Raw genomic sequence first — 25,014 nt, 5'->3', positions numbered from 1 at the left:
AGTTTCAATAATTTTGAGTCATTACCCAGTTTTGAAGAAATATTTAATGATTATTTATATACTTCTGCAGTCGCTAAGGTATGAGCCAGCAAATCTTTATCAGACAAAGAGAGTGAGCAGTCAGCAAGGTCAGGCCATTCGATGTTAATCTGAGGATCATTCCATATAATACTGCGCTCAGATTGAGGTGCGTAGTAATTAGTTGCTTTATATACAAACTGCACCGTTTCGCTCAACGCCATGAAGCCATGGGCAAATCCTTCTGGGATCCACAGTTGACGCTTATTATCCGCGCTCAGTACCGCCCCTACCCATTTACCAAAAGTTGGGGAAGAGCGACGGATATCAACCGCCACGTCAAAAACCTCTCCTTCAATACAGCGAACCAGTTTACCTTGAGCATGCGGGTCAAGCTGGTAATGTAGACCGCGCAGGACGCCCTTCTGCGACTGAGAATGGTTATCCTGGACAAACTCGACTTTCCGTCCAACAACTTCATCAAAGAATTTACTGCTGAAGCTTTCAAAGAAAAAACCGCGCGAATCGCCGAAGACGCGTGGCTCGAAAATTAGAACTTCAGGGATATCTGTCTTAATAATATTCATAATTATCTGCCTGTTTACTTACCCAGAACTTCAGTTACCACTCGTGCGACACCCTGGCGCCAGTCCGGTAACGTCACACTAAATACGCGTTGGAATTTCTCGTTTGACAGGCGCGAATTCAGCGGACGTTTCGCAGGCGTTGGATAGGCAGAGGTCGGAATACCGTTCACCTCTTTAACAGCCAACTCAACTCCCTGTGCACGAGCCACTTCAAAGACATACTTAGCGTAGTCATACCAGCTTGTTTCACCGCTGGCTACCAGATGATATGTTCCAGCTACCGAACGGTTACGCTGCTCTTCACGTATAGCGATTGCCGTACAGTCAGCCAGCATCTCTGCGCCAGTTGGCGCTCCATGCTGATCATTAATTATCGACAATGTCTCTTTCTCGCCAGCCAGACGCAGCATCGTTTTAGCGAAGTTCGCTCCACGAGTGGCATATACCCAGCTGGTACGGAAGATAAGATGTCGTGGATTCGCTTGCTCCAACGCTATTTCGCCGGCCCGCTTAGTTTCACCATATACATTTAGCGGTCCAGTAGCCTCATCCTCAGAACGATAATGAACCCCCTGACCATCAAATACATAATCCGTTGAATAGTGAACCATGAGAGCGCCGAGCTTTGCTGACTCAGTAGCAAGGACAGCTACGCCTCGCTCATTCAGCAAGTCAGACAGTTCGCGCTCGCTTTCTGCCTTATCCACTGCTGTATGCGCTGCCGCATTCACTACCACATCAGGTTTAACCGAGCGGACTGTTTGAGCGATCCCTTCCAGATTAGTCAGATCACCGCACAAATCTGTATCAAAAAAGTCTACAGCAACCACTTCGCCCAATGTTGAAAGCGCGCGCTGCAGTTCCCAGCCTACCTGACCATTTTTACCAATAAGTAAAATCTTCATACATCAGTATCCTAATTATGACCGGCAGTCATTAATGCTCATTAAGCAGACGTTTCAGGTAAGCACCGTACTCTGTTTTCTTCAGGCGTTCGGCCTGAGCCGCCACACCTTCAGCGCTGAGCCACTGTTTGCGATACGCAATTTCTTCCAGACAAGCAACTTTCATTCCCTGACGTTTTTCAATGGTATGAATAAATTGCGAGGCTTCAATCAGGCTGTCGTGTGTACCGGTATCAAGCCAGGCGAAACCACGGCCAAGTAGTTCTACCTGGAGATCACCACGATCAAGATACATCTGGTTCAGCGTGGTGATTTCAAGCTCCCCACGCGCGGATGGCTTAACTTCCTTCGCCATTGCCACTACATCGGTGTCGTAAAAATACAGTCCGGTTACTGCCCAATCGGATTTTGGCTTCAACGGTTTCTCTTCAATCGATAGAGCTTTAAAGTTCTCATCAAACTCCACCACACCAAAACGTTCCGGATCGAGAACCTGGTAGCCGAAGACTGTTGCACCTGATGCTTTGCTGGCGGCGGCATCCAGTTTCCGGCCAAAGCTTTGGCCAAAGTAAATGTTATCGCCGAGTACTAACGCACAGGCATCATTACCGATAAACTTCTCACCGATAATAAAGGCTTGTGCCAGGCCATCTGGAGAAGGCTGAATTGCATATGAGAAATTCACGCCAAATTGAGAACCATCTCCCAGCAGACGCTGGAATGCGGGCATATCCTCCGGCGTGGTGATAATCAGGATATCCCTAATTCCCGCCAGCATCAGAACGGAAACCGGATAATAAATCATCGGTTTGTCATAGATGGGCAGCAGTTGCTTAGAAACACCTTGGGTAATTGGATATAGGCGTGTGCCGGAACCACCGGCGAGTACAATTCCTTTCATTCTCTTTTCCTTGTTAGTTGTTCAGGCCAAGACGCTCACCGGCATAGGAGCCATCGAGCACACGTTGCCACCAGGTCTGGTTATTCAGATACCAATGGACTGTTTTCTCAATCCCACTTTCGAATGTCTCTTCTGGCACCCAACCGAGATCGCACTGAATTTTCGCCGCATCGATAGCATAGCGGAGATCATGACCCGGGCGGTCTTTCACAAACGTAATGAGATCAGCAAACTGGTTTATATTACCTGGCTTCTGTTCAACGACTTTATCGAGAATGGCGCAGATAGTGCGAACAACATCAATGTTTTTACGCTCGTTGTGTCCGCCGATGTTATATGTCTCACCACTGTGGCCTTCAGTCGCCACTTTGTACAATGCACGAGCATGATCTTCAACATACAACCAGTCACGGATTTGCTCGCCGTTTCCATAGACAGGAAGCGGTTTACCAGCTAACGCATTGAGAATTGTCAACGGAATGAGTTTTTCCGGGAAGTGGTACGGGCCATAGTTGTTGGAGCAGTTGGTCACCACCACTGGCAAGCCGTAGGTGCGGTTCCAGGCACGAACCAGGTGGTCGCTGCCAGCCTTGGAGGCCGAGTAGGGACTGCTCGGCGCATACGGAGTCTCTTCTGTGAAGAGATCATCAGTACCATGCAGATCGCCATAGACTTCATCAGTAGAAATATGGTGGAAGCGGAAAGTTTGCTTATGTTCCGGGTCCAGAGCTGACCAGTACTGACGGGCAGCCTCCAGCAAAGTGAAGGTCCCAATCAGGTTGGTCTGAATAAAGGCAGCAGGTCCGTCGATAGAACGATCTACATGGCTCTCTGCGGCCAGGTGCATCACAATATCCGGGCGGAAATCGCTGAACTGCTCTGCGACAGATTTAGCATCAGTGATATCTGTCTGAGAAAACGAGTAGCGCTCATTACCTGAGACCGGAGCCAAGGATTCAAGATTACCAGCGTATGTAAGACAATCAATTACCCGAACTTCGTCGGAAGTATTCTCAATAATATGACGGACAACGGCAGAACCAATAAAACCTGCACCGCCTGTGACAAGGATCTTCATACTGTATCTCTTTCTGATTGAAAATATAATTTAACAACGCGACAATTTCGATATTTAATAAAAAAACTCAACAGAAAGTATCATATTAAATGCCGGGTTGCATACCAATAAGAATTACTGAGTAGTTATCTTTTGAAGCAGATAAAAACAATAAAATTTAATTTAGATAATCTAATAACTCCGCCGTCCTCATTTTCATTAGCTCAATATTCGATTTAGATTCAACATTTAAACGCACTACCGGCTCGGTGTTCGAGCTGCGCAGGTTAAAACGCCACTCCGGATATTCAATACTGATGCCGTCTGTGGTGTCCACGTTGACGGCATCCGGTTCATAGCGTTCACGGATGCGCGCTATTGCCGCCGCCGCATTCTCCAGCTTGCGGTTTATTTCCCCCGACGCCGGGAACGCCGCCTGCCGGTCCGCCACCAGCGCCTTCAGCGGGCTGTTCTTCAGGCACAGCAGCTCCGCCACCAGCAGCCACGGGATCATCCCGCTGTCGCAGTAGGCGAAATCGCGGAAATAGTGGTGTGCGCTCATCTCCCCGCCGTAAATCGCATCTTCCTGACGCATCCGCTCTTTAATGAACGCGTGCCCGGTCTTCGACATCACCGGCGTCCCGCCGCTGCGGGTCACCATATCCACCGTATTCCACGTCAGACGCGGGTCATGAATAATCCGGGCGCCCGGCTGCTTCTGCAGGAACGCTTCCGCCAGCAGGCCAACAATATAATAGCCTTCGATAAATTCTGCATCGTTATCAAACATAAAGCAGCGGTCGAAGTCACCGTCAAAGGCGATACCCATGTCCGCGCCGTGCTCGCGCACCGCATCCGCGGTGTCCTGCCGGCACTCCGGCAGAAGCGGGTTCGGGATACCGTTCGGGAAGTGGCCGTCCGGCTGGTGATGCACCTTGATAAAGGTCACCGGCACGCCTGCCGCCACAAAACGTTTCTCCACCTCATCAATCACGTGACCGGCTGCGCCGTTGCCGGAGTTTACCACCAGCTTCAGCGGACGGGTGAAGCTGGCCAGGTTCACGTAGCCCATCAGGTGGTCCACGTACTCCTGCAGCACCGATATCTGACGCAGGGTGCCGCGACGGGACGCGTCCACCGGCGCAAACTGATTCTCTTCCGCCAGGCGCTGGATATCGCGCAGCCCGGTGTCGCCGCTGATGGGCTTCGCGTTTTCACGCACCAGCTTCATGCCGTTGTAGTTCATCGGGTTATGGCTGGCCGTCACCTCTATCCCGCCGTCCACGCCCAGGTGGAAGGTGGCGAAGTAAATCTCTTCGGTCCCGCTCAGACCAATATCCAGCACGTCCGTTCCCGCATCCATCAGGCCTCTGGCCAGCGCCAGCTTCAGCGACTCGCTGGTCAGACGCACATCGCCACCCACCACGATCGTTTTCGGCTTCAGAAATTCGCCGTAGGCGCGTCCGATACGGTAGGCGATATCTTCGTTTAATTCTTCGCCCAGTTCACCGCGGATATCGTAAGCTTTAAAACAATTTAATTTTGCCATCTATTTAATCCTTAAATACAAATTAGCAACGACCATACTGGTCTTTAATACGGATAATGTCGTCTTCGCCCAGATAGGAGCCGGACTGGATCTCCAGCACTTCCAGCGGGATACGTCCCGGGTTCTCGAGGCAGTGCTCGGCACCAATGGGAATAAAGGTCGACTGATTTTCAGTCAGCAGGAACTGCTTGCCGTTGACCGTTATCTGCCCCGTCCCGGCGAGGATCACCCAGTGCTCGGCGCGGTGGTGATGCATCTGCATGGAGAACGCCCCGCCCGGCTTGACGGTGATACGGTTAACGTTGAAGCGCGGCGTCTGGACCACCACGTCACAGCGGCCCCACGGACGGTAGATTTCGCGGTGTCGTTTGTATTCGCTGCGCTGGTTGGCCTTCAGGTACTCCACGACCTTTTTCACGTCCTGGGCACGATTTTTATTCATCACCAGTACCGCATCCTTGGTGCTGACGATCACCAGGTCCTCAACGCCGATAGCCGCCACCAGCTTTTCGTCGCTGTTGATGTAGCAGTTCTGGCTGTTGTGCACCCAGGCATCGCCGGTCAGCACGTTGCCCAGCTCATCTTTCGGGCTGACGTCCCACAGGGCTGACCAGGAGCCGACGTCGCTCCAGTCGGCATCCAGCCCCACCACCACCGCATCGGCGGTCTTTTCCATCACCGCATAGTCAACGGATTCGTCGGGACAGGTGCTGAACACCTCATGGGGGATGCTGATAAAGTCGCTGCCGCTGTCGGCGGCGCGGACCGCAGCCGTGCAGACTTCGAGAATATCCGGGCGGAATTTTGCCAGTTCGGAGAGATACTTTTTCGCCCGGAACATGAACATGCCGCTGTTCCAGTAATATTCTCCGGAGGCGAGATAGGCCTGCGCACGCTCCAGGTCCGGCTTCTCGACAAAGCGGGCGACCTGATAAGGCGTGTGCTCCCCTTCCCCCAGCGCATTGCCGCGCTGGATATAGCCGTAGCCGGTTTCGGGGGTGTTCGGAACGATACCGAAGGTGACCAGATGGTCAGCCTGCGCATACTGCTCCGCGACGCGAATGGCGTCGTGGAAGACCTGCTGATTATTGATGATATGGTCCGCTGCCAGGACAAGCATCAGCGGGTCATCGCCATTCTGCGTGGCCTGCAGCGCCGCGAGGGCGATGGCCGGTGCCGTGTTGCGGCCCACCGGCTCAAGGATGATATTTTTTGACAGTTTACCGAGCTGTCTCAGCTGTTCAGCCACCAGGAAGCGGTGCTCTTCATTGCAGATAACCATAGGCTCATGGGTATCCAGACCGGAGAGGCGCGAGATGGTTTCCTGCAACATGGAGTTCTGCCCGTACAGTCGGAGAAACTGTTTTGGATAGAGTTCACGGGACATCGGCCACAGGCGGCTACCGGTGCCACCCGCCATAATCACAGGAAGTAACATGATAAAATCCTTAATAAAATATTAAATATGACGTTATGGAAGTAATGAGTCCTTCTTTTGCAAATTTTGGCAAAATTGCAAAAGAAGGAAGATTAAAAACACTTTGGATGGAATATAAATCTTATATTTTCTAATAAAAACTGAAATTAGATTCCGTGTTACCCCATTAAAAAACAACCTGGCTCTTGCCAGGCTGTTTTATCACGAATTAATCAAGCCATTCAGTATGGAATACGCCTTCTTTATCAGTGCGCTTATATGTATGCGCGCCGAAATAATCACGCTGAGCCTGAATCAGGTTAGCAGGCAGTACAGCGGAACGATAGCTATCGTAGTAGGCAATAGCCGCAGAGAAGGTTGGAACCGGAATACCATTCTGCACAGCGTAAGCAACCACATCGCGCAGCGCTTGCTGATAATCATCGGCGATCTGCTTGAAGTAAGGCGCCAGCAGCAGGTTGGCAATACCCGCATTCTGCTCATAGGCATCAGTGATCTTTTGCAGGAACTGAGCACGGATGATACAGCCTGCACGGAAGATTTTAGCAATCTCGCCGTAGTTCAGATCCCAGTGGTATTCATCAGACGCAGCACGGAGTTGGGAGAAACCTTGAGCGTAAGAGACGATTTTGCCCAGATAGAGAGCGCGACGAACTTTCTCAATGAACTCTGCTTTATCACCAGCAGTCTTCGCTTGCGGCCCGGAAAGAACCTTAGAAGCAGCAACACGCTGGTCTTTCAGGGAGGAGATATAGCGGGCAAAGACTGACTCAGTGATAAGCGATAGCGGTTCGCCCAGATCCAGAGAACTCTGGCTGGTCCACTTACCGGTACCTTTGTTTGCTGCTTCATCAAGGATCACGTCAACCAGGTATTTACCCTCTTCATCCTTTTTGGTGAAGATGTCTTTGGTGATGTCAATCAGATAGCTGCTCAGCTCACCTTCATTCCACTCAGTGAAAGTTTGCGCAAGCTCTTCATTAGAAAGCGCAAGGCCACCTTTCAGTAAAGCGTAGGCCTCAGCGATCAGCTGCATATCGCCGTATTCAATACCGTTGTGAACCATTTTGACATAATGACCAGCACCATCCGCACCGATATAGGTGACGCACGGCTCACCGTCTTCTGCAACTGCGGCAATCTGCTTGAGAATTGGCGCAACCAGCTCATAAGCTTCTTTCTGACCACCAGGCATGATAGAAGGACCTTTAAGCGCGCCCTCTTCACCGCCGGACACACCGGTACCAATAAAGTTAAAGCCTTGCGCAGAAAGTTCGCGATTGCGACGAATAGTGTCCTGGAAGAAGGTGTTACCACCATCAATGATGATGTCACCCTTATCCAGGTAAGGTTTCAGAGAGTCGATGGCACTGTCAGTGCCTGCCCCCGCCTTCACCATTAACAGGATACGGCGCGGAGTCTCGAGTGATTCAACAAACTCTTGCACAGTATAATAAGGGACCAGTTTCTTGCCGGGATTCTCAGCAATTACTTCTTCGGTCTTTTCACGGGAGCGGTTGAAAACGGAGACGGTATAACCGCGGCTCTCAATGTTGAGCGCAAGGTTACGTCCCATCACTGCCATACCGACAACCCCGATCTGTTGCTTGGACATTACATACTCCTGTCAGGTGTGGTCACTGCGAAATATTCGCAATTGAATCAACTAATAATTATATACTAAAGAAAACATCAGTAGTAGAAATAAATAAAATCAATATTACTGTAATCACCAGCTTTACTTCTGGCCAGAAATGCTCAAGCGAAGGATTAAGAATATCTTATGTGCGTATTAAGAATAAGGTAAATAACTATTTCCTGATGAATAACAAACGAAAAGGCCGCAAACAAAAGAAAAGGGAGATTATATATACAAATGCACCAAAAAAAGATACGCCAACTAGAAGATCAAATCTCTCCATTGTACTGAAATTAATAAAATAAATGTTCACCAAAAAAAGAGCCATTACCATAACTAAAGTCGAAATAATGGCTGGCCATATTTTTTTAATGAAGTCTGAAAAAATTATGGAGACAGTACTAAATAAGCACAACATGACAGGGAAGAAATTAATTATGTTAGCAAGCAAATAAAATTTTGCTAAAACTGATATTGAATAATTAACACCAATGATAAAAGAACCTACTTGCAAAAAAGCACCAACAAACCCTAACTTCATTAAAACATTCGTCTTACCTTTAGCCATAAATACAGAACCGGTGGTACTCAGAACCGACTGTATAATAGCTGTCGGAGCTAACCACTGCAAAACTTCTGCTGCAATATGCCACTGTGGACCAAAGACTATTGATATAAAGGGTCGACTTAGAATTGCTATACCACTCATTAGAGGACATGTTAAAACCAGAATAACAAGAACACAATTAAGATATGTGTCTTTGATTTTATTATTATCATCTTGATGATGGCTTAAAATAGGATATAAAGAGCGAGTCGCTACATAAGTCAAACTTTGAATCGGAAAGAGCATAATTCTATATGCAAGATTGTAACTACCCGAAATGAAGGACGACATGAACTTCCCGATCAAAAAACTATCAGCATTCCGGGAAAAATAAATAATTAAATTAAATATCGACAAATGAGCACTGAAACCAAAAATATCCTTAAGATCTTCCACTAAAATTAGTTTTTTAAAGGATGGCCGCCAGGATGATGCAAACCAAAATTGCAAAGCCGAACATAAATTAAGAACAATAGCTTGTATTACTAATACTATAAACACCATAACCCAAGTTTGCAAAAACTATTGCAAATATGGCCGCAAGTAATGAAGATGAAATCTCGATAGTTGAGATTTTTCTAAAATGAGACACCTTCTCCAATAATGCTAGATGCGTAGCGGCACAACTTGATAGGGGAAATGTAACACTAAGAAAAATTAAGACCAGTGTTAAGGAAGGTTCGCTATAAATATATGATATGAAAGGAGCTAGGCTAATCATTAAAATTGCAAGCATCACTCCTAAAAAAACATTTAACCAAAAAATAGAATTAATTTGGCTATTAGAAATGTTTTTCCTTTGAATAATAGCAGCTGCAGTTCCTAGATCTCTTAAGAGAATACCCAAATTCATAACAACGACAGCCATAGCCATCAAGCCATATTCAGCTGGGGGTATAATCTTAGCTAAATAAACAAGATTTACAACTTGGATAGCCATTTTGATAAATTGAGAAAAGGCATTCCATTTAGCATTTGATATTAAATTCATATATTCACACTTTTAGCCTGCAAAAAACAATGTGTAAAACTGATCAGTCAGGGTTTAATTTTATAAATTCATTTTGTAAGAACATTATTAATGACAATATTATGACTCAAAACATCAGATTTTTTATCATACCACACACCTTTCCCTTTAATGTTATTATCGCGAACAGAATTTCCTTTACCGTAAACTGTAATTGCAGCTACACTCTCAGGCATCACATTCACTTCGTTTAGAATTACAGAGTTATTTTCTGTGTGACTGTCACTTCCTAACGCAATTCCAACAATACCCCCATAATATCCTCTATAGAACTTTTTGTAATTAAGGGTAATTTTTACAATATTGTGAGAAACTTCACTATCAGATACACCATTTAACCAAATCTGAGGTTCACGATTGTCGAAAACTAAATTTTCTTTTATTACAACGTTTTTGACGAAATTTTTTCCTGTAACTTTACCTGTGACCCCTATATCAATTCCTCTGTTCCAATTCTTATAAACTGTATTTTTTATAATAAATATATTAGAGCTTGCAGAACCATTACCACCGCAATAAATGCCACTTTGCCCACAATCGTAGATAGCGTTTCCAACAATTGAGCATTGCTTACATCCTTCCATAACAATTCCATCCCAAACATCACATGATGGCTGCCAAGGGCCTTGTATTCTAGACGAGAAATTATTTGTAATTTTATTATTTGTAACAGTAATATATTGACCTCGTATCGATAAACACATACTACCATTAATAATGGAACAGTTACTAATAGAATGGTTCGTCCCCATGACCCTGACACAATGGGAAAAGAAAAACAAATCAGGAGTATAATTTTCAACAAATAAGTTATTGAGAGAACAATTAGATGCTGTTTCCGTAATAAAAATACAAATAAAATCAGGTTTACCTATATCATTAGAGATATTGTGACTGGAGGTGAAATATAAACCAAAATTATCTAATTTGTTATTGGATTCACGAATTACTAAACCATATTTCGACTCCGGTCGCCCTTCAGAAAAAAAAACGAAACCGGAATTTTTACCGGTGCCGATTACATCACATCCATCAGGCAGAGTTATTGACTCATCAAGGTAATAAAGTTTATCAACTTTTAAAACTTTTTTAGTTTTATTCATTAAACTCGATAAAAGAAGTTTTAGCTCCATTTTATCTTTATATATTCGAGATTTGAGTAATTTGAGATTATTATCTCGAATATCTAACTCTAAAGCATGGTAACTAGCCTTTAAATCAAATGAAAAAAGAGACAACATTGATAGAGCAGACAAGATAAACGAGCGTCGTTTCATCACTACCTCACAAATTACTCACCTCGGATGATAGAACCTTAATATAAAATTCGCGGTACTGACTAGCTATTTCTTTAGCTTCAAAACTTATTTGGCATGAACTAGATTCTGAAATTGCATTTGCAAAATCAAACTGTTTAAAATCTTTCCGCCAATCATTTGAAAGGTAAACATTTGGAAAAAACTCATTAAGCTCAGTAATTCCTCCTTTGGGTGATGTAAGAACAAATTTATTCGCCTTAGCACACTCTACAATTACCCGACCAAAAGGCTCATTCCATTTAACAGGAAGTATAACCGCATCAACTTGCTTTAAGAAATCTTCAAGTTCAACAATACCAAGTAAGCGAATAACATCGCTATATGACTCATCAAATTTCTCTTTATCATTTGAATTGGTAAATCCTCCAGCAGCTAAAAATTTATAACGATGACTATTTGCAGAAGCAATGTCACAGAATATGTCAAATCCTTTCTCCTCAGATAATCGACCTATGAAACCTATTGATTTCACATGCTTATTTTTTTCTATATTACTTTCAGTATGTTCACTTATAACTACAGGATTATAAATTCTTGCACTTGAAGCTTTTTTAAAAAAACCTGCCGTTAAATGCAGATCCTTAATAAAAGAACTAATGCCAACGTAACCAGTAACCAACCTACTAAGATATTTTTTAAAGGCGGATAAGACCCTCACTTCAATCCTATTAGGATCCATGTTTTGGCCATTCCTAAAAAGAGAACTATTAGGATGAAGAAGATAATAATCTCTCGAAGTGTGAACTACCTTACATTTACACATACGAGCAGCAAGCCAGACTGATACTGACCAGCCGGCAAGGTTATTTGTATGTATGATATCTGGTTTATGTTTTTTTACTTCTTTGATGACTATATTTAAGGCCTTAATGTTAAATAAATCTAAAACATGCCATAGTATTTTTTTTAATCTGGATTTATGTATTTTATCATATGGCCAATAAACATTAGGAATTGGATATGAAGAATTTAAGACGCCAGAGTATATAGCATCTTCTTTTGAGCCTTTATTATTTAGAGATAATACTGTAACCTGATCACCCAAATTAACCAAACCTTCGGCTAATAATCTTACAGATACTTCAGCACCGCCAACTTTATAAGGATAATAAAGTGTGTTAATAATCATTACCTTCATTTTACTACCTTGCTGTTTTCTTAGGAAGAAGAATATAAAAAAGATAAAATACAAACATTAAAATGAATTCAAGTGATATATATTTAATGCCATAAATAATATCTTTCCTACTTGCAACTAAAATTAATGACACTAAAGGAAAATGAAAAATCATATTCCTACTAGCTTTAGCTGAGGAATAAAAATATGCAATTAAAAATCCCAATAATACTCCATGGCAAATCACTCCAATATTACCCAAGGAATGATAGGCTTCAGTAAATATGAAGCTACCACCTTTGTCGTCATATATTTTTGGCTCATTGAAGGAAAAAACCTCTGATTTATCATATCCGAAAATGGAAAATATAAAGCTAGGCACAATAAAAAACACAGGGTAAAACAAAAACATCAACCCACCGTATGGAATATTATTATAGGAGTGGGTAGCAATTTCATTAGCAAGGTTTGCGATGGTAAAATGTGTTTCAAATAAAACTGCGTTGATAATAGCAGATAAAAAGGATCCACCTGAAGTTTCAGATGAGGCACGAAGGTATAAACCAAGGCCTGCGAACACAAATAACAGGGAAACGAATAAAAGAGATTTTGTAATTGTCTTAATTGAGATCTTTTCAGATAAAAATCTATATGAAGCAAATGTCATTATTAAAAGTAGAAGAGTCTCTCTTCTGCCTTGCACGAATATAGAGAAAAGCACAATGCAACTAACGATGAGTATCCACTTTGAGATACGGGATACTTTTATAACCTGGGATGCACACAATATAGAAAAAATCGCCATCAGTCCTGATGAAGAAATCAAAACATCTTTAATCCCATTTTCGGCATTACCGGAGAAAATTGCAATATATGGTGTGCGCAAAAAAGCAATATAACCACCATAATACTGAATACCCCAAATAAAGCATCCAAGAGAAAAAACACAATACATTAAAGATAAATAACTCAAGAAATTATTATCGTTTAAAATTCCGAAGTTGCTCTTTTTTTTCCTAATGAAGTATGCGTATGATAAAATCACAGATACAACACCAACAACATAAGTAAATACCAAATTATTAACTACTTCAGGTAATACCATCGCGCCAAGCGGAGCAAAGCTTGAAAATTGTAAATATAATAAGCCGAAATAGATATAGAAACATGTTACTATTATCCATAACAAAAGAGCCATACTAACTCCTGCTTTCTAAAATTTTAACAGCTTGAGCTGCAAATTTTTCAGGTTCATTTTCGACAAAAAGACACCCATTTATATTATCTATACCTTCAGCACCAACATCAGTAGCTAAAGTAGGTATTTTTGCCGTTAAAGTTTCCAACACTTTTAATTTTATACCAGCACCAAAACGAAGTGGTACAACCGATAAGGCCGCTTTCTCAAAAAAAGGAATAGGTGATTCAACAAACCCTGTTACCAGTATCTTTTCCGACTGCATCTGAACTATTTCTTCTGGTGGATTGGCTCCTACTATATAAAAAGTTGAGTCCGGTATTTTTTTAATTATAAGAGGAAATATCTCATTTAGAAACCAAAAAACAGCATCAATATTTTCCTTACGATTCATTGCCCCCCAAAAAATAATGTTATTTAATGTTACGTTGTTTCGATTAACATCATGGAATACTCCTGAAACTTTGGGGTAGTCAACATTTATTCTAACATTTTTCCAATTGATGATCGTTTTAACTATGTCCTTATCTTTATCATTAAGCACGGTGATTTCACCTGCCCGATTAAATACTTTTCGTTCCCAAGAAATCATTTGCTTATATCTAAAATAATAGATAATTTTTTTTAAAAAACTCTTCTCTCTTATATAGAATCTATATAATGATTGTGAGAGCACATCATGCAAAACTAGATTACATTTAGACCATAATTCCACAGGAATATTTGATATACCTTGTTCAAATTCGATATGAATATAATCATACTCTTTGCATTTTACTAACGACTTTATTCTAGAGTCAGTTTTTGCTGCTATATTAATAGGCAGGTAAAAATTAGATAAAAAATTAATAAGCCTTCTAACATTAGTAATTTTTAGAAGATTAGTCGAATTCAATCGCTGATAATCAGCCAAATTAATATAAGACTCCTCCCTTTCATTATAAATAGCTATTAAATCAATATCTTTCGCATTATTTTTTTCTGAAAGGCTACATAGACGTGAATAAGCTAGCTTCTGACCCGCCTCGGGAACGGAAACACTAGGCAAGTGCATTGTAACAAAAAGTATCTTTTTACTCATTATACTCACTTAACATTTATTTTATGGCATGGACTATATCTTTCTATCATTGCAATCGCTAGATATAGCCTAAGTTCGGGGATGTTTACCAGTGTAAAAAGTTGTAAATATTAATTTAATATTATTAATATTTAGTTTCGAAACTTCAATTAAAATTAATCTGACAAAATGATAAAGGAGATAAAATTTATTACGTGAATAATATTTAGTTGATAAGACGGAATCGAATAACCTTTCTTTATATCGCCAGGCAGGCATAACAGTTTCAGTTCGAGATAAGGAGTGATTGATTCTTGAGACAACCTGGATGTTTACGCAAACACCGTTACGCTCAATCGCTTTAATCCTTCTAAAAAGGCTTACATCAACTCTATATAAAGCAAATCTCGTATCAAATAAATCCGGATAAAAATCCTTCATTTTATCCACAAGACTTTTATAAATCACCAAACCTGAACCTATTGAATAAAAAAATATTTTTCTTTACTGTTATGTTCGTATTGTTCCTCAACAGGCATACCATTGTATCTTGGATAAAACTCTATTTCAGTTTTATTGTCAATGATTTTTGGCACCTGCAAATCCACCTCATTTTCTGAAGAGAGATTAGAATCAATATCGAAGAAAAAATTAGCATCTAGCAAGCTATCGTCATCAAGCAGGATAAATCTATCCGCATGCTGATATTTGTTAATAACTTCATTGTAAAGAAAACTTAAAGGTTTATTATCCAAAAACTCTTCAAAGAAAAAATTTTTAACTTTTCCAGGTGGTAGTGCTTCTTTGAAAATATTATAATTTATTCTATTAGGACCATTATTAATTAAAACCAGGTCATAATTTTGATATGAGTTATTCAATAAGCTATTAATAGTTAGAGAGTTTTCTATTTCTTTGTTATACAATATAATAGCAATTAATGTATTCATTACGTCTCCTAATTCGAACCAAAAAATTCCTCATAACATACCCGCAGAAAATAAACATAATTATTAGAAAAGTTACAAAACTTATTAACCACATTACATATAATCAATGAATAGTGCTAAAAAACATGAAGAGTATAACACCCAATGCCATATCATTAAGTCACTTTTTACAATATTCAATCTTTCCAATAACGTGTATGCATACTAAACTTTTTAATTATACTTAATGGTATATTTTTATATTTTTGGCCGATTTTGTATCCCAAAAATTTCATTAAGTTATTGATACAAGCAACAGGTATCCATAATGGATTATTTCTCAACAAAAAGAATATTTCCGAAAGGATAAACTTTTTACCCTCACCTCCAGCTCCCCCAAAAGCTTTGCGAATCCACGGCTCATCTGTATGAAACACTCCGATGTCAAAATAGCGTTTGAATTCCTCAAGTGGGCTATAGTTATGAGAGTGTGCAACTAAAGCGTCATGGACATATGCAACTTTATAACCAGCCAAAACGGCTTTCGCTGTATAATACATATCTTCACAAAGTATTGTATCAGACGGAAAACCACCTAGTTCTCTGAATGCCGTTAACCTATATGCCGAGAAAGAATTAGACATAAATACAGTTTTCAAACCCATTCGAGGTATATCAGAGATACCACAAGTATAGCTTTGGGATGGATAATTAAAATATCTAGCATGCTTTGCAATTGGATTAGCATCATCGTGGGGTAATTGTCGACCATATGCACAGACGACTTGCTCATTTTCAAACGCAGCAAGAATAGCCTCAATAAAACCAGCTTTTGGTACAGCATCTTGCGTTAAGAAAATAACAATATCGCTATTACTACCGAAATCTAATATAGCTTTATTGCGCGTTCCGCCATGATTAAATTCAACGCTTGGGATCGTAGATATTGCAAATCCAGCATTTTTAGCTAAAAGAACCGTATCATCCTTACTACTTGAATCTATGATGCAAATCTGCGCATCCTGAGGTGCATATTTTTTTATATATAGCACGGTTGAGCGCCAGAGTTCACCGCCATTATAAGTAGGTATTGCTATAAAATATTTCATGAGAAGAAAATGTCCACTAGGTAATTGTAATTTAAACTAATAAGCCCCATCTTTTTTCAAAACGACACCAATAGTTTTAAACAAAATAGCAATATCATTCCACATTGACCAGTTTTTTACGTACCAAGCATCCAAATAGACACGCGTTTCATAATCGACATCACTACGCCCGCTCACTTGCCATAAACCTGTCATTCCAGGTTTACTGAGAAGGTAATAATCGACCTCTTCATTATACCTCACCAGTTCAGCTGTTATAATTGGTCTTGGACCTACCAAGCTCATTTCACCCTTAAGAACATTAAACAGTTGAGGTAACTCATCTAAGCTTGTTCTTCGTAAGAAACTACCGATCTTAGTAACGCGTGGATCATTTTTTAATTTAAATGTTGAATCCCACTCTCGTTTCGCATCCATATCTTTCTCAAGTAATTCATCCAAGACCTCTTTTGAATTAATTACCATTGATCTAAACTTAAGACATTTAAATGGCTTCCCCCCTTTTCCAATTCTTTCATGTCCATAAATTGCGGGACCGCCATCTTTTTTAACTTTTTGACTAATATAAATTAGTACGGGAGAAAGCACTGTGATGATTGCCAATGAGCCTATGACATCAAATGAACGTTTAAGAAAGCGGGATGACCATTTTGCTAAATTCTGCTGAACCCTAAATATCATGACTTCATGGCTAAAAATAAAAGACATATCGGTACTATCCAATGGCATCCCTCGTAGCGTTGGAATGACCGAAACATAACGATATCCTTGAATCATGAAGTTTCTTAGCCAATTATTTCTTATATCACTCTGATCTGATTCAACAGCGACAATAAATTGAGTTTTTTTATTTATACCTTCTAACCATTTAGGGGACTCAGCAATAACTGGTAGTCCATTAATTTGTTTTCCTGAAGTTGATAATCCATCACTTGCTACGAACCCCACAATATTTAAACCGAGATTCCGTTCACTATTTATTGCTAAATATGCTTCTTGTGCATTCGCTCCGCAACCAATAACCCATGTGTCACGTTGCCATAAATTTAATTTATGTAAAATTAATTTTGCTGTCATCCTCAACGTTGGAACAAGAACTAATACCAACCCCCATGTTAGGATCCATGCTAACCGAGGGAAAGACCAAGTGGTAAACGCTAATACAGCAATTTCAATAGTAGCGAAAATCACTAATGTGCGTAGAATTTCTTTTAACTCAAACCAAAATGTTTTTCTGTAAAAATAATGTCGCAATCTCATTGAATACCAGCCAATACAGAAAAAAGCCAATATCCAATGCAAAAAAATCCATCCTTCCATCACTGTAGAAGAAAAAAGATAGGATGTATCATTAGTAAAAAAAAACATAATCCAAATAGCTAAATAAATTGAAGCCACAAATCCTAATAGATCTGAAATTGCTAGTGAAAAACTGACTAAAACATTTCTGACAAGGAGTGTCATGATGTCCTCTCAATATATATTTACAATCATGTCAACCTACTTTTTTTTAATTTTTCATCCAAAGTCTTTAAATTAGTTAGGTAATGAGTTGGCCTATGAATTTATTTTAAATCATAGGCCAATTATAATTATTTAATTTGTATTGTTTTTGTCAGAATAGGAATAACCGTAATGGCTATATCCATATCCATAATAACTGCTGGCTTTTTTAACAACACCGTTTAAAATGCATCCTTTCACAATGACACCACTATGCTCAAATCGCTTAACACTAACATCAATTTCTTTAGCAGTATTTGTCTCAAATCTTGCCACTAATAATGTTGTTCCTGCATAGTGCCCTATTATTGCAGGATCTGTTACTGCAAGAATTGGAGGCGTATCCAGTATAACAATATCATAATTCTGACTAGCCCAATTTACTAACTCTCCAAAGCGCCGATGCATTAGTAATTCAGCTGGATTAGGAGGTAATATACCTCTTGAAATAAAATCAAATCCAGCACCATCGATAATTTTTACAGCGTTTTGAACATCAATTTTTCCAGATAAGATATCTGAAAGCCCATTTTCATTGTTAGTTTTAAATAATTTATGAGCGTAGCCTTTTCTCATATCTGTATCAACATAGAGGACCTTCTTGCCTGCCTGAGCAATTACAGCTGAAAGATTTGAACTTACGAAAGTTTTTCCCGCATTTGGACTGGCTCCTGAGATCATCAATACATTATTTCTTGATTCCATCATTGCGAAATGTAAACTAGTTCTTAAACCTCGTATGGATTCAATTGCAAGATCAGCCGGATTCTCTAGAGCAAGAAACTCATAGTCATCTTTCACATTTTTTCTTCTCCATCCGGCATTACGAGATGCAGTTTTAGCTAGTGATTCAGACACCGGTATGCTTGCATATACGTTTATACCCAATTCTTCAAGCTGTTCCGGTGTTTCAATTCCACGTCTTAGGAAGACTCGAATAAGTACAATCCCAACGGACACTATAATGCCTAGTAAAACACCAATAATAATTATTATGGATTTTTGTGGTTTAATAGGCTTAGGTTGAGTAACTGCATTATCAATAATGCGAACATTACCAATAGCACTTGATTTAGCAATACTCAATTCCTGCTGTCGATTCAAGAGCATCATATAAACTGCTCTTCCAGACTCTACATCGCGATTTAATCTTAAAATTTCCTGTTGTGTGACAGGCATATTTGAAACACGCTTGTTGAGCTTTGATTTTTCATCCAAAAGAGTTTTCCGCTTTTCTAACAATGCTTTATAGGTCGGGTGCTCTTTTGTATAAAGTTGAGAAATTTCTGACTCACGAAAAGTTAGCTGATTAAGCTGATTATCAACATTTACAATTTGATCTAATACTGATTTAGCCTCAAGAGATAAGTCAACTGAATCGCTTTTCTGACGAAATTGGTTTAATTTGTTCTCGGCCAAGTCAAGATCCGTTCTGACTTTTGGGAGTTGCTCATCCAGAAAATCTAAGCTTTTAGCATCTTGCGCAGCTTGTCTTGCTATATTTTGAGTTAAATAATTTGAACTAATATTATCAAGGATTTTCTTGATTAATGATGGATCATATCCAATCAGGGAAAGCGTAAGCATTCCTGTGTCTTTGCCCTGATCGGCAACCTTGAATTTTTCTTTTAAATCTGTAATAGCTTCTAGCCGGCTAATATAATAAATATTAAACTTAGTTCCTTTACTTGCATCGATATTATTGACCTTTATTGATATTCCTTGTTCCTCTATAAGTTCTCCGACTTTACCATTTATTGTTCCACCTTGATAATCAATAACATAATGTTTATCATCTAAAACATTAAGCTTTATCAGTGGTACATCACCATCTTTATTCTTTGGTAAATAAAGTCTTGATATTTCAAGCTGTCCTGGTGCCTCCCCTGATAAGCGAGCCCATCCTCGCCCAAATATTGGAAAATAATCTTGTACTACATATGCTTGTAAATTGAGATCATCTACTGTTTTTCCCAAAATCATACGCGACTGGAGCAAAGCAATTTCTGGGGCTGATTGAGGTTGACTATCAGGTAGCATTTGACTCAGATTACTTAAAATACTGTTACCTTGCTTTTGTTCCACTTGAATTAGCGCGTCAGTTTGATAAACGGGAGTGGCAAAAATAGCATATATCAAAGCTAATAAGATGAAAAGTGAGGTTACAGAAACAATGAGTTTTCTGTGATCTATTAATTCACCCAGTAAACGACCGAAATCAATTTCACTCGAGTCTGGTGTTGGTTGTTTGTTGGTAACTGATGACATTACGATATTCCTACTTATTTAGAGTCAAGCTTCTCGACCCATCCATTTGCAGCCTGTTCAATCAAATTATAAACAGAGGTAAATGCTTCTTCACTTTTACGATAAGGATCGGGAATGTCTCTCTTGTTAATCCAATGACCAAATAGCATCGTTTTACCTCGAGCTTCCGGAGCGATTTTGCCTATTTGCTCTAAATGAGTTTTCTCCATTACCAGAATAAGATCATAATCTCGGGCTATATTACTATCAAACTGCCTCCCTTTATGCCCCTGAAGAGAAAGACCATGTTCCTCCGCCACTTTAATAGCACTTGCATCAGCCATATGGTCCACTAGTGCTCCGGTCCCAGCAGAATCTATTCTTTTGTTTGGTAATTTTTTACGTAAAATGCGCTCACCAATAGGAGAGCGGCATATGTTTCCTGTACATACGACTAAAATTGAATCAAACATTAATTTGGCCATCTCTTGATATATCGTACGGTCTCTGTCATGTCGTGAACACCAGTTATAGTTGGTACAAGCTGAGATATTACGCGGTTCCAACGAACAAGCGGTGCAGTAGTAACATATACAATATCATATGGTTGTAATTGAAATTCAGTTCCCAAAACCATTGCAGATGCATCTTGAGCATTTAGCTGGTAGATATTTGCAATCTTACCCTGCTTGTCACCCTTTAACTGACGAACTACGAATATTCCTGTTGCATCACTCATTGATTGGGATAATCCATCAGCATTACCCAACGCTTCTGCAAGAGTCATACCACTGCGATCCATCTTAAGCGTACTCTGTTTTCCCACCTCTCCCATGACAAAAACCTTGAGATCATCATTACGCGGAATAAAAAGTATATCGCCTGGGAATAACAAATGATTCTGAGTAAGATCGCCTTTCTGCATTAGCGCATACAAGGAAATCTTAGTATCTTTACCATTATGAGTCAGTACGACATTTCGCCAGTCAGCATCAGCCGCTAGGCCCCCTGCCGCATTAATAGCATCCATCACAGTTAAAGGGATATTTGTAATTGCTTGTTTCCCCGAATTTGTAACCTCCCCTGTCACATAAACTTTTTGCGAGCGGAAAGCTGCGATGCTGACATCCACCTGGGGACTTTCAATATATGTTGTTAATCTATTTGCAATATCTTGACGAACCTGGCTTAAAGTCTTTCCAGCTACCTGAACTTTACCTATGTAAGGATAAAAAATTGTTCCATCGGAATTCACCCAGTTACCCGTATCACTGGCGCTACGATATTGACCAGCTGGAGTCGTCAATTCCGGGTGATCCCATACCGTAACCATGAGTACGTCGCCCACCCCAATGCGATATTCATAGCTTTTTAACAAGCTGTCTAGCTGAGGATTTGAACGTGCAATAACTGGTTCGGGGCGAAGTTGATCTATCAGCCCCGGCGTCATAGGATAGACATTCACCAGTTTATCCAAATCGTAGTCGCTATCCGGTAATTCAACTACGTTCTTACGCAGACTATTTAACCCCTGTCCCGGCATAACGGTACAGCCTGATAAAAAACCTATTGCTAATGCCAATGCCAATGCCAATGCCGAAAATCTAACAATTTTTTTCTTCATAATGTCACATCATCAGTAAACCAAAAGTTTCTAATCCCCAAACAACAGTCTCTTTCCAGAAACTGTGTTAAGGCTATAAATTAAAGGGAATTTCAATCCCAGCGCTTGCGCCTACATCATCGCTATCATTATGGTTAGCATCGGTATACCAGAGAGAAGTGTTCAGTCGTACCGATTTGTACACATCGCCACTCCAGCCCAGTTGCACACCTTTTAATGTATCTGAGTGAGGAAACGCCTTGTTGATTGACTGATTTTCTGGGTTAACCTTCGCATACGCTAAACGTGCGCTCCAGCGCTGATTATCCTCTGTCACCAATTCAACTTTACCCGCAAAGAGTTGGCCATCGCCTCCCATAGCATCACCGAGTGAGTAGCCTTGCTGGTAGTAGCCATCTTTATAGATATGGTGTGTATACGTATAATTGGTGCGGCTCATATTCGATCGGGTATCGTGAGCCTCCAGATACCAGTTAACAGCATCTTTGCCCCAACCGTGGTGGCCTTCGACTCCGCCAAGGAACATATTTGCTGAAGGTAAAAAGCCGGACTCATCTTCGCCAATCATTTGACCGTATAAGCTGATCGGCAGGCCCAGCGTAGGTTCCAGTTTCAACTTAAAGTCAAAACCAGCAAGCTGGTTGCCTGGCTCATTAGGATCGTTTGCTTCGGTATTATCTTTACCCGTCAGGCCGTCCCAAAAATTACTAAACGACTCGGGTCTTCCCTCCCCTCCCCACTGCATAATGCGCGATGCGCCAAGCTCAAGTGACTGGAAGGGGGAAAAAGTCAGACGACCACCGATAATCTTGGTATGCGGTACGGCAGTATATTGATTCATCTGGCTGGCAGAGATCTGATACTGCCATGGCCCCACCCAGCGCAGCCACCAGGTTTCCGGCGCCGCCTGCTCTGCCCGCTGCATCAGGAAGCCGGTCATCGGCCGCATGGCATCCCCGCGGATCAGGCTGCCTTCATAGCCCGGTCCCCACCACTGCGGTATCTGGCCAAATGAGAGCCACTGGTTCCAGAACTTCACTGCGCCGTAGGCGCCATTGGCGTTGAAGCGCGATCCGTTGCTGATCCGCTCTCCCCCTTCAACGTTGCCCTGGAGGTGTACGTCCCACCACTCGCCACTGTTGTTGAATGCCAGACCTAACGAGTTATCTGCCGGCTGCGTCTGGCCAAACCCCTGCGGAGTGCCCGGCTGGTCGGTTGAGGTGTAACCGGTGACCCGAAAATCAGCTTTTAAGGCAGACAGTCGCTGGTTAATACGGGCCAGCACCACTTGCTCAGAAGAATAGGACGGTTTGGCCTTTTTCAGCGCCCGGGCGATTTCTTCCTGGCTCAGCGGCCACGTCGACAGGCTCAGATGAATGACCCCACGGTCAGAAAGCCAGGCAAGGTCATTTCTCAAATCGTTGTCATTTACCACTAACCCAGCCGCGTAAGCCTGGGCTCCCAGAGAGGAAAGCAACCCCAGCGTCACGGCAATGCGCGCAATTTTTATCATTGTACAAGATCCATTTTCAGCCCCGCTGTCGTATCTCAATGAGAATGAGGGGAATACCAAGATAGAAAGCGCTCGCGGCACCAGTCGACTTCACTGTGCAACACCGACGAGGCAAGTACATTTACCCTAAGCTGCTTATCACCCTTATAACATCTGCCCAGCTCACAATGTAGGCGAATTTTATCGTCCAGGCTATGGACGAGGCGGGAAAGTTAATGCACAGGCAATATCAGCAGCCTACCCTGACCACCTTCAAAGGATACCCGGTGTTTATGATAAACATCTGATGGTGATGCTCATCTCAGGTCAGTCGATAAAAGCAGCCGTTCACCATCGTCCCGCGTGCGATACAGATAGCGGTTTCAGCGACGCTACCGCCCCTGGCTTAACAGCTACCAGCGCACTGACTTCATGATTGGCATATTTTATCGACCTGCGGATGAATAATTGGTCAGGCCTTATTTTAGCGGCGTTAAGTTTACGGGATTTCGGTCCCAATTGGGAGTCTTGAGACCGAATATCTGCCAATTAACGCCGCCCGGTGTTTTACTGGCAAAAAATAAGCGTGTTATCAATTAAGATTATTTACTGCTTTCAGCTGGTGATCAGCCGTACAATGTTACAATAACAGCGCAAAATCGCCTAACTCACTGTAAAAACACATTTTTTCCGCAATGATGACGCCATTGAAAAATCAGATGATAGCGTGATAGTCAACTACAATTTCTAATAGTTTCTGGGGGTCTGGATATACTACTAATCAGTTCCAGGTGCTTTCTCAGCGCATTTAAGAAACATCTTATCACCGCTATATCCAGGCAAATATTCAATGATAATGTAGTAGCACTTCATTATTTCATAAATATGAATTATCAATTGACCGGTATATAGTAGATTATTTTCTTATTTGCCTAATTAACCGGCGAAAACGTAATTTCCCCGGTAAAATAAATGGCGATTACCACACTTGCTTATGCAGATCGTTTCGGGTAAAGGGTTTATCCAGCGGTCCCACCGCAGTGGCGATTTGTCCCAGCAGGGATTGAGTGGGTGCTTTGCTGCCGCTGTGCAAAAGGATAAGCGGAACCATCACCAGGCATGCAACCCCGCCCCATGAGATATTCACGCTTTCCGCATGGGTGGTACGTTTTTGCAGCAGCAGGAACAAAGCGCTGCCAGCAGCGCCGAGCAACAGGCCCGCGATCACTTCCGAAACAGAATGCGCATGAATGACAAGCCGTGAATACCCCACTACAACGGCCAGAATATAGCCGGTGGCGACAGCTACTTTTTGCAGTCCCGCGGAAAAACGCGCGCTAAGCAGCCACAGGAAGATAGGCCAGAAGGCCGCGGAGAGCGCGGAGTGACCGCTAAAGCCGGTGTAGTCCAGCTCGCGTATCCCCAGGCCCCAGCCCATAAAGGCCAGTTTAGAGGCGCAGACGATGGCGCCGGTGATGCCGAACAGCAAACTCCACTGCCACGCCAGCAACCGCGACGTTTTACGCAGCATCAGGACAATAAACAGCGCCGCTGCGCTGGGCAGCAAAACGGTGCTATCGCCAAAAAATGAGATGAGTTGCCAGTTCATATACCTGTGATCCTTCGATGATGTCCACTGCCGTGCTCAGGGATTATCCGTAATGTCTGTACCAGCTCGCATGCCA

General features: G+C 41.8%; 21 protein-coding genes. All 21 read right to left on the bottom strand.

All coding sequences use genetic code 11. The features are described from left to right. Window positions 1-50: 50 nt before the first annotated feature. The 21 genes from rfbC to ACKLKD_RS16905 all read right to left on the bottom strand — a co-directional run bounded on the left by rfbC (window position 51) and on the right by ACKLKD_RS16905 (window position 24,938). Complete coding sequence (rfbC, locus tag ACKLKD_RS17005; RefSeq protein ID WP_087805406.1) at window positions 51-605, bottom strand: dTDP-4-dehydrorhamnose 3,5-epimerase; 555 nt, start codon at window positions 603-605, stop codon at window positions 51-53. 14 nt (window positions 606-619) lie between these two features. Next, a complete protein-coding gene (gene rfbD / locus ACKLKD_RS17000) occupies window positions 620-1,510 on the bottom strand; it encodes a dTDP-4-dehydrorhamnose reductase (protein ID WP_087805403.1) in 891 nt (296 codons plus the stop codon). A gap of 31 nt (window positions 1,511-1,541) precedes the next feature. Further along, window positions 1,542-2,411 (bottom strand): glucose-1-phosphate thymidylyltransferase RfbA, encoded by an 870-nt coding sequence (rfbA, locus tag ACKLKD_RS16995; protein ID WP_087805401.1) that lies wholly within the window; start codon window positions 2,409-2,411, stop codon window positions 1,542-1,544. Between the two features lie 13 nt (window positions 2,412-2,424). Next, window positions 2,425-3,489, bottom strand: coding sequence for a dTDP-glucose 4,6-dehydratase (rfbB, locus tag ACKLKD_RS16990; protein ID WP_087805399.1), 1,065 nt, complete (start codon window positions 3,487-3,489; stop codon window positions 2,425-2,427). Window positions 3,490-3,646: 157 nt separating this feature from the next. Beyond that, window positions 3,647-5,017: an O9 family phosphomannomutase RfbK gene (gene rfbK, locus ACKLKD_RS16985; RefSeq protein WP_087805397.1), complete on the bottom strand. Its 1,371-nt coding sequence runs from the start codon at window positions 5,015-5,017 to the stop codon at window positions 3,647-3,649. 22 nt (window positions 5,018-5,039) lie between these two features. Continuing rightward, window positions 5,040-6,455 (bottom strand): mannose-1-phosphate guanylyltransferase/mannose-6-phosphate isomerase, encoded by a 1,416-nt coding sequence (locus ACKLKD_RS16980; RefSeq protein WP_004103671.1) that lies wholly within the window; start codon window positions 6,453-6,455, stop codon window positions 5,040-5,042. A 208-nt stretch (window positions 6,456-6,663) separates the two neighbouring features. Then, a complete protein-coding gene (gndA, locus tag ACKLKD_RS16975) occupies window positions 6,664-8,070 on the bottom strand; it encodes an NADP-dependent phosphogluconate dehydrogenase (RefSeq protein ID WP_087805395.1) in 1,407 nt (468 codons plus the stop codon). Between the two features lie 196 nt (window positions 8,071-8,266). Beyond that, window positions 8,267-9,205, bottom strand: a complete 939-nt coding sequence (locus ACKLKD_RS16970; protein WP_420061979.1) for an oligosaccharide flippase family protein — start codon at window positions 9,203-9,205, stop codon at window positions 8,267-8,269. Beyond that, the gene (locus ACKLKD_RS16965; RefSeq protein WP_232667753.1) at window positions 9,165-9,692 is read right to left on the bottom strand and encodes an oligosaccharide flippase family protein; all 528 of its coding nucleotides are present in this window, start codon (window positions 9,690-9,692) and stop codon (window positions 9,165-9,167) included. The genes ACKLKD_RS16970 and ACKLKD_RS16965 overlap by 41 nt, the downstream gene beginning before the upstream one ends. A gap of 68 nt (window positions 9,693-9,760) precedes the next feature. Further along, entirely contained in the window at window positions 9,761-11,008 is a 1,248-nt protein-coding gene (locus ACKLKD_RS16960; RefSeq protein ID WP_087805393.1) for a right-handed parallel beta-helix repeat-containing protein, read from the bottom strand. A 7-nt stretch (window positions 11,009-11,015) separates the two neighbouring features. Further along, on the bottom strand, window positions 11,016-12,188 hold the full coding sequence (locus ACKLKD_RS16955; RefSeq protein WP_087805391.1) for a glycosyltransferase: 1,173 nt from the start codon (window positions 12,186-12,188) through the stop codon (window positions 11,016-11,018). A gap of 4 nt (window positions 12,189-12,192) precedes the next feature. Further along, window positions 12,193-13,365, bottom strand: a complete 1,173-nt coding sequence (locus tag ACKLKD_RS16950; protein WP_087805389.1) for an O-antigen polymerase — start codon at window positions 13,363-13,365, stop codon at window positions 12,193-12,195. Between the two features lies 1 nt (window position 13,366). Then, window positions 13,367-14,446, bottom strand: a complete 1,080-nt coding sequence (locus ACKLKD_RS16945; protein ID WP_087805387.1) for a glycosyltransferase — start codon at window positions 14,444-14,446, stop codon at window positions 13,367-13,369. Between the two features lie 458 nt (window positions 14,447-14,904). Next, window positions 14,905-15,375: a hypothetical protein gene (locus ACKLKD_RS16940; RefSeq protein WP_087805384.1), complete on the bottom strand. Its 471-nt coding sequence runs from the start codon at window positions 15,373-15,375 to the stop codon at window positions 14,905-14,907. A gap of 176 nt (window positions 15,376-15,551) precedes the next feature. Then, complete coding sequence (locus ACKLKD_RS16935) at window positions 15,552-16,463, bottom strand: glycosyltransferase family 2 protein (protein WP_087805382.1); 912 nt, start codon at window positions 16,461-16,463, stop codon at window positions 15,552-15,554. Between the two features lie 36 nt (window positions 16,464-16,499). Beyond that, on the bottom strand, window positions 16,500-17,927 hold the full coding sequence (wbaP, locus tag ACKLKD_RS16930) for an undecaprenyl-phosphate galactose phosphotransferase WbaP (RefSeq protein WP_087805380.1): 1,428 nt from the start codon (window positions 17,925-17,927) through the stop codon (window positions 16,500-16,502). A gap of 132 nt (window positions 17,928-18,059) precedes the next feature. Continuing rightward, a complete protein-coding gene (locus ACKLKD_RS16925; RefSeq protein ID WP_087805379.1) occupies window positions 18,060-20,234 on the bottom strand; it encodes a polysaccharide biosynthesis tyrosine autokinase in 2,175 nt (724 codons plus the stop codon). Window positions 20,235-20,248: 14 nt separating this feature from the next. After that, window positions 20,249-20,686, bottom strand: coding sequence for a protein tyrosine phosphatase (locus ACKLKD_RS16920; protein WP_087805377.1), 438 nt, complete (start codon window positions 20,684-20,686; stop codon window positions 20,249-20,251). Next, the gene (locus ACKLKD_RS16915) at window positions 20,686-21,837 is read right to left on the bottom strand and encodes a polysaccharide export protein (RefSeq protein ID WP_087805375.1); all 1,152 of its coding nucleotides are present in this window, start codon (window positions 21,835-21,837) and stop codon (window positions 20,686-20,688) included. The genes ACKLKD_RS16920 and ACKLKD_RS16915 overlap by 1 nt, the downstream gene beginning before the upstream one ends. Before the next feature lie 73 nt (window positions 21,838-21,910). Beyond that, a complete protein-coding gene (locus ACKLKD_RS16910; protein ID WP_087805373.1) occupies window positions 21,911-23,350 on the bottom strand; it encodes a capsule assembly Wzi family protein in 1,440 nt (479 codons plus the stop codon). 958 nt (window positions 23,351-24,308) lie between these two features. Then, on the bottom strand, window positions 24,309-24,938 hold the full coding sequence (locus ACKLKD_RS16905; RefSeq protein WP_087805371.1) for a phosphatase PAP2 family protein: 630 nt from the start codon (window positions 24,936-24,938) through the stop codon (window positions 24,309-24,311). Window positions 24,939-25,014: the final 76 nt, after the last annotated feature.

Source organism: Klebsiella sp. 10982, from assembly GCF_048589245.1.
In the GTDB taxonomy this organism is placed as follows: domain Bacteria; phylum Pseudomonadota; class Gammaproteobacteria; order Enterobacterales; family Enterobacteriaceae; genus Klebsiella; species Klebsiella quasivariicola.
Note: the sequence above shows the minus strand (reverse complement) of the source record. Positions and strands in the feature narration are given on the sequence as shown.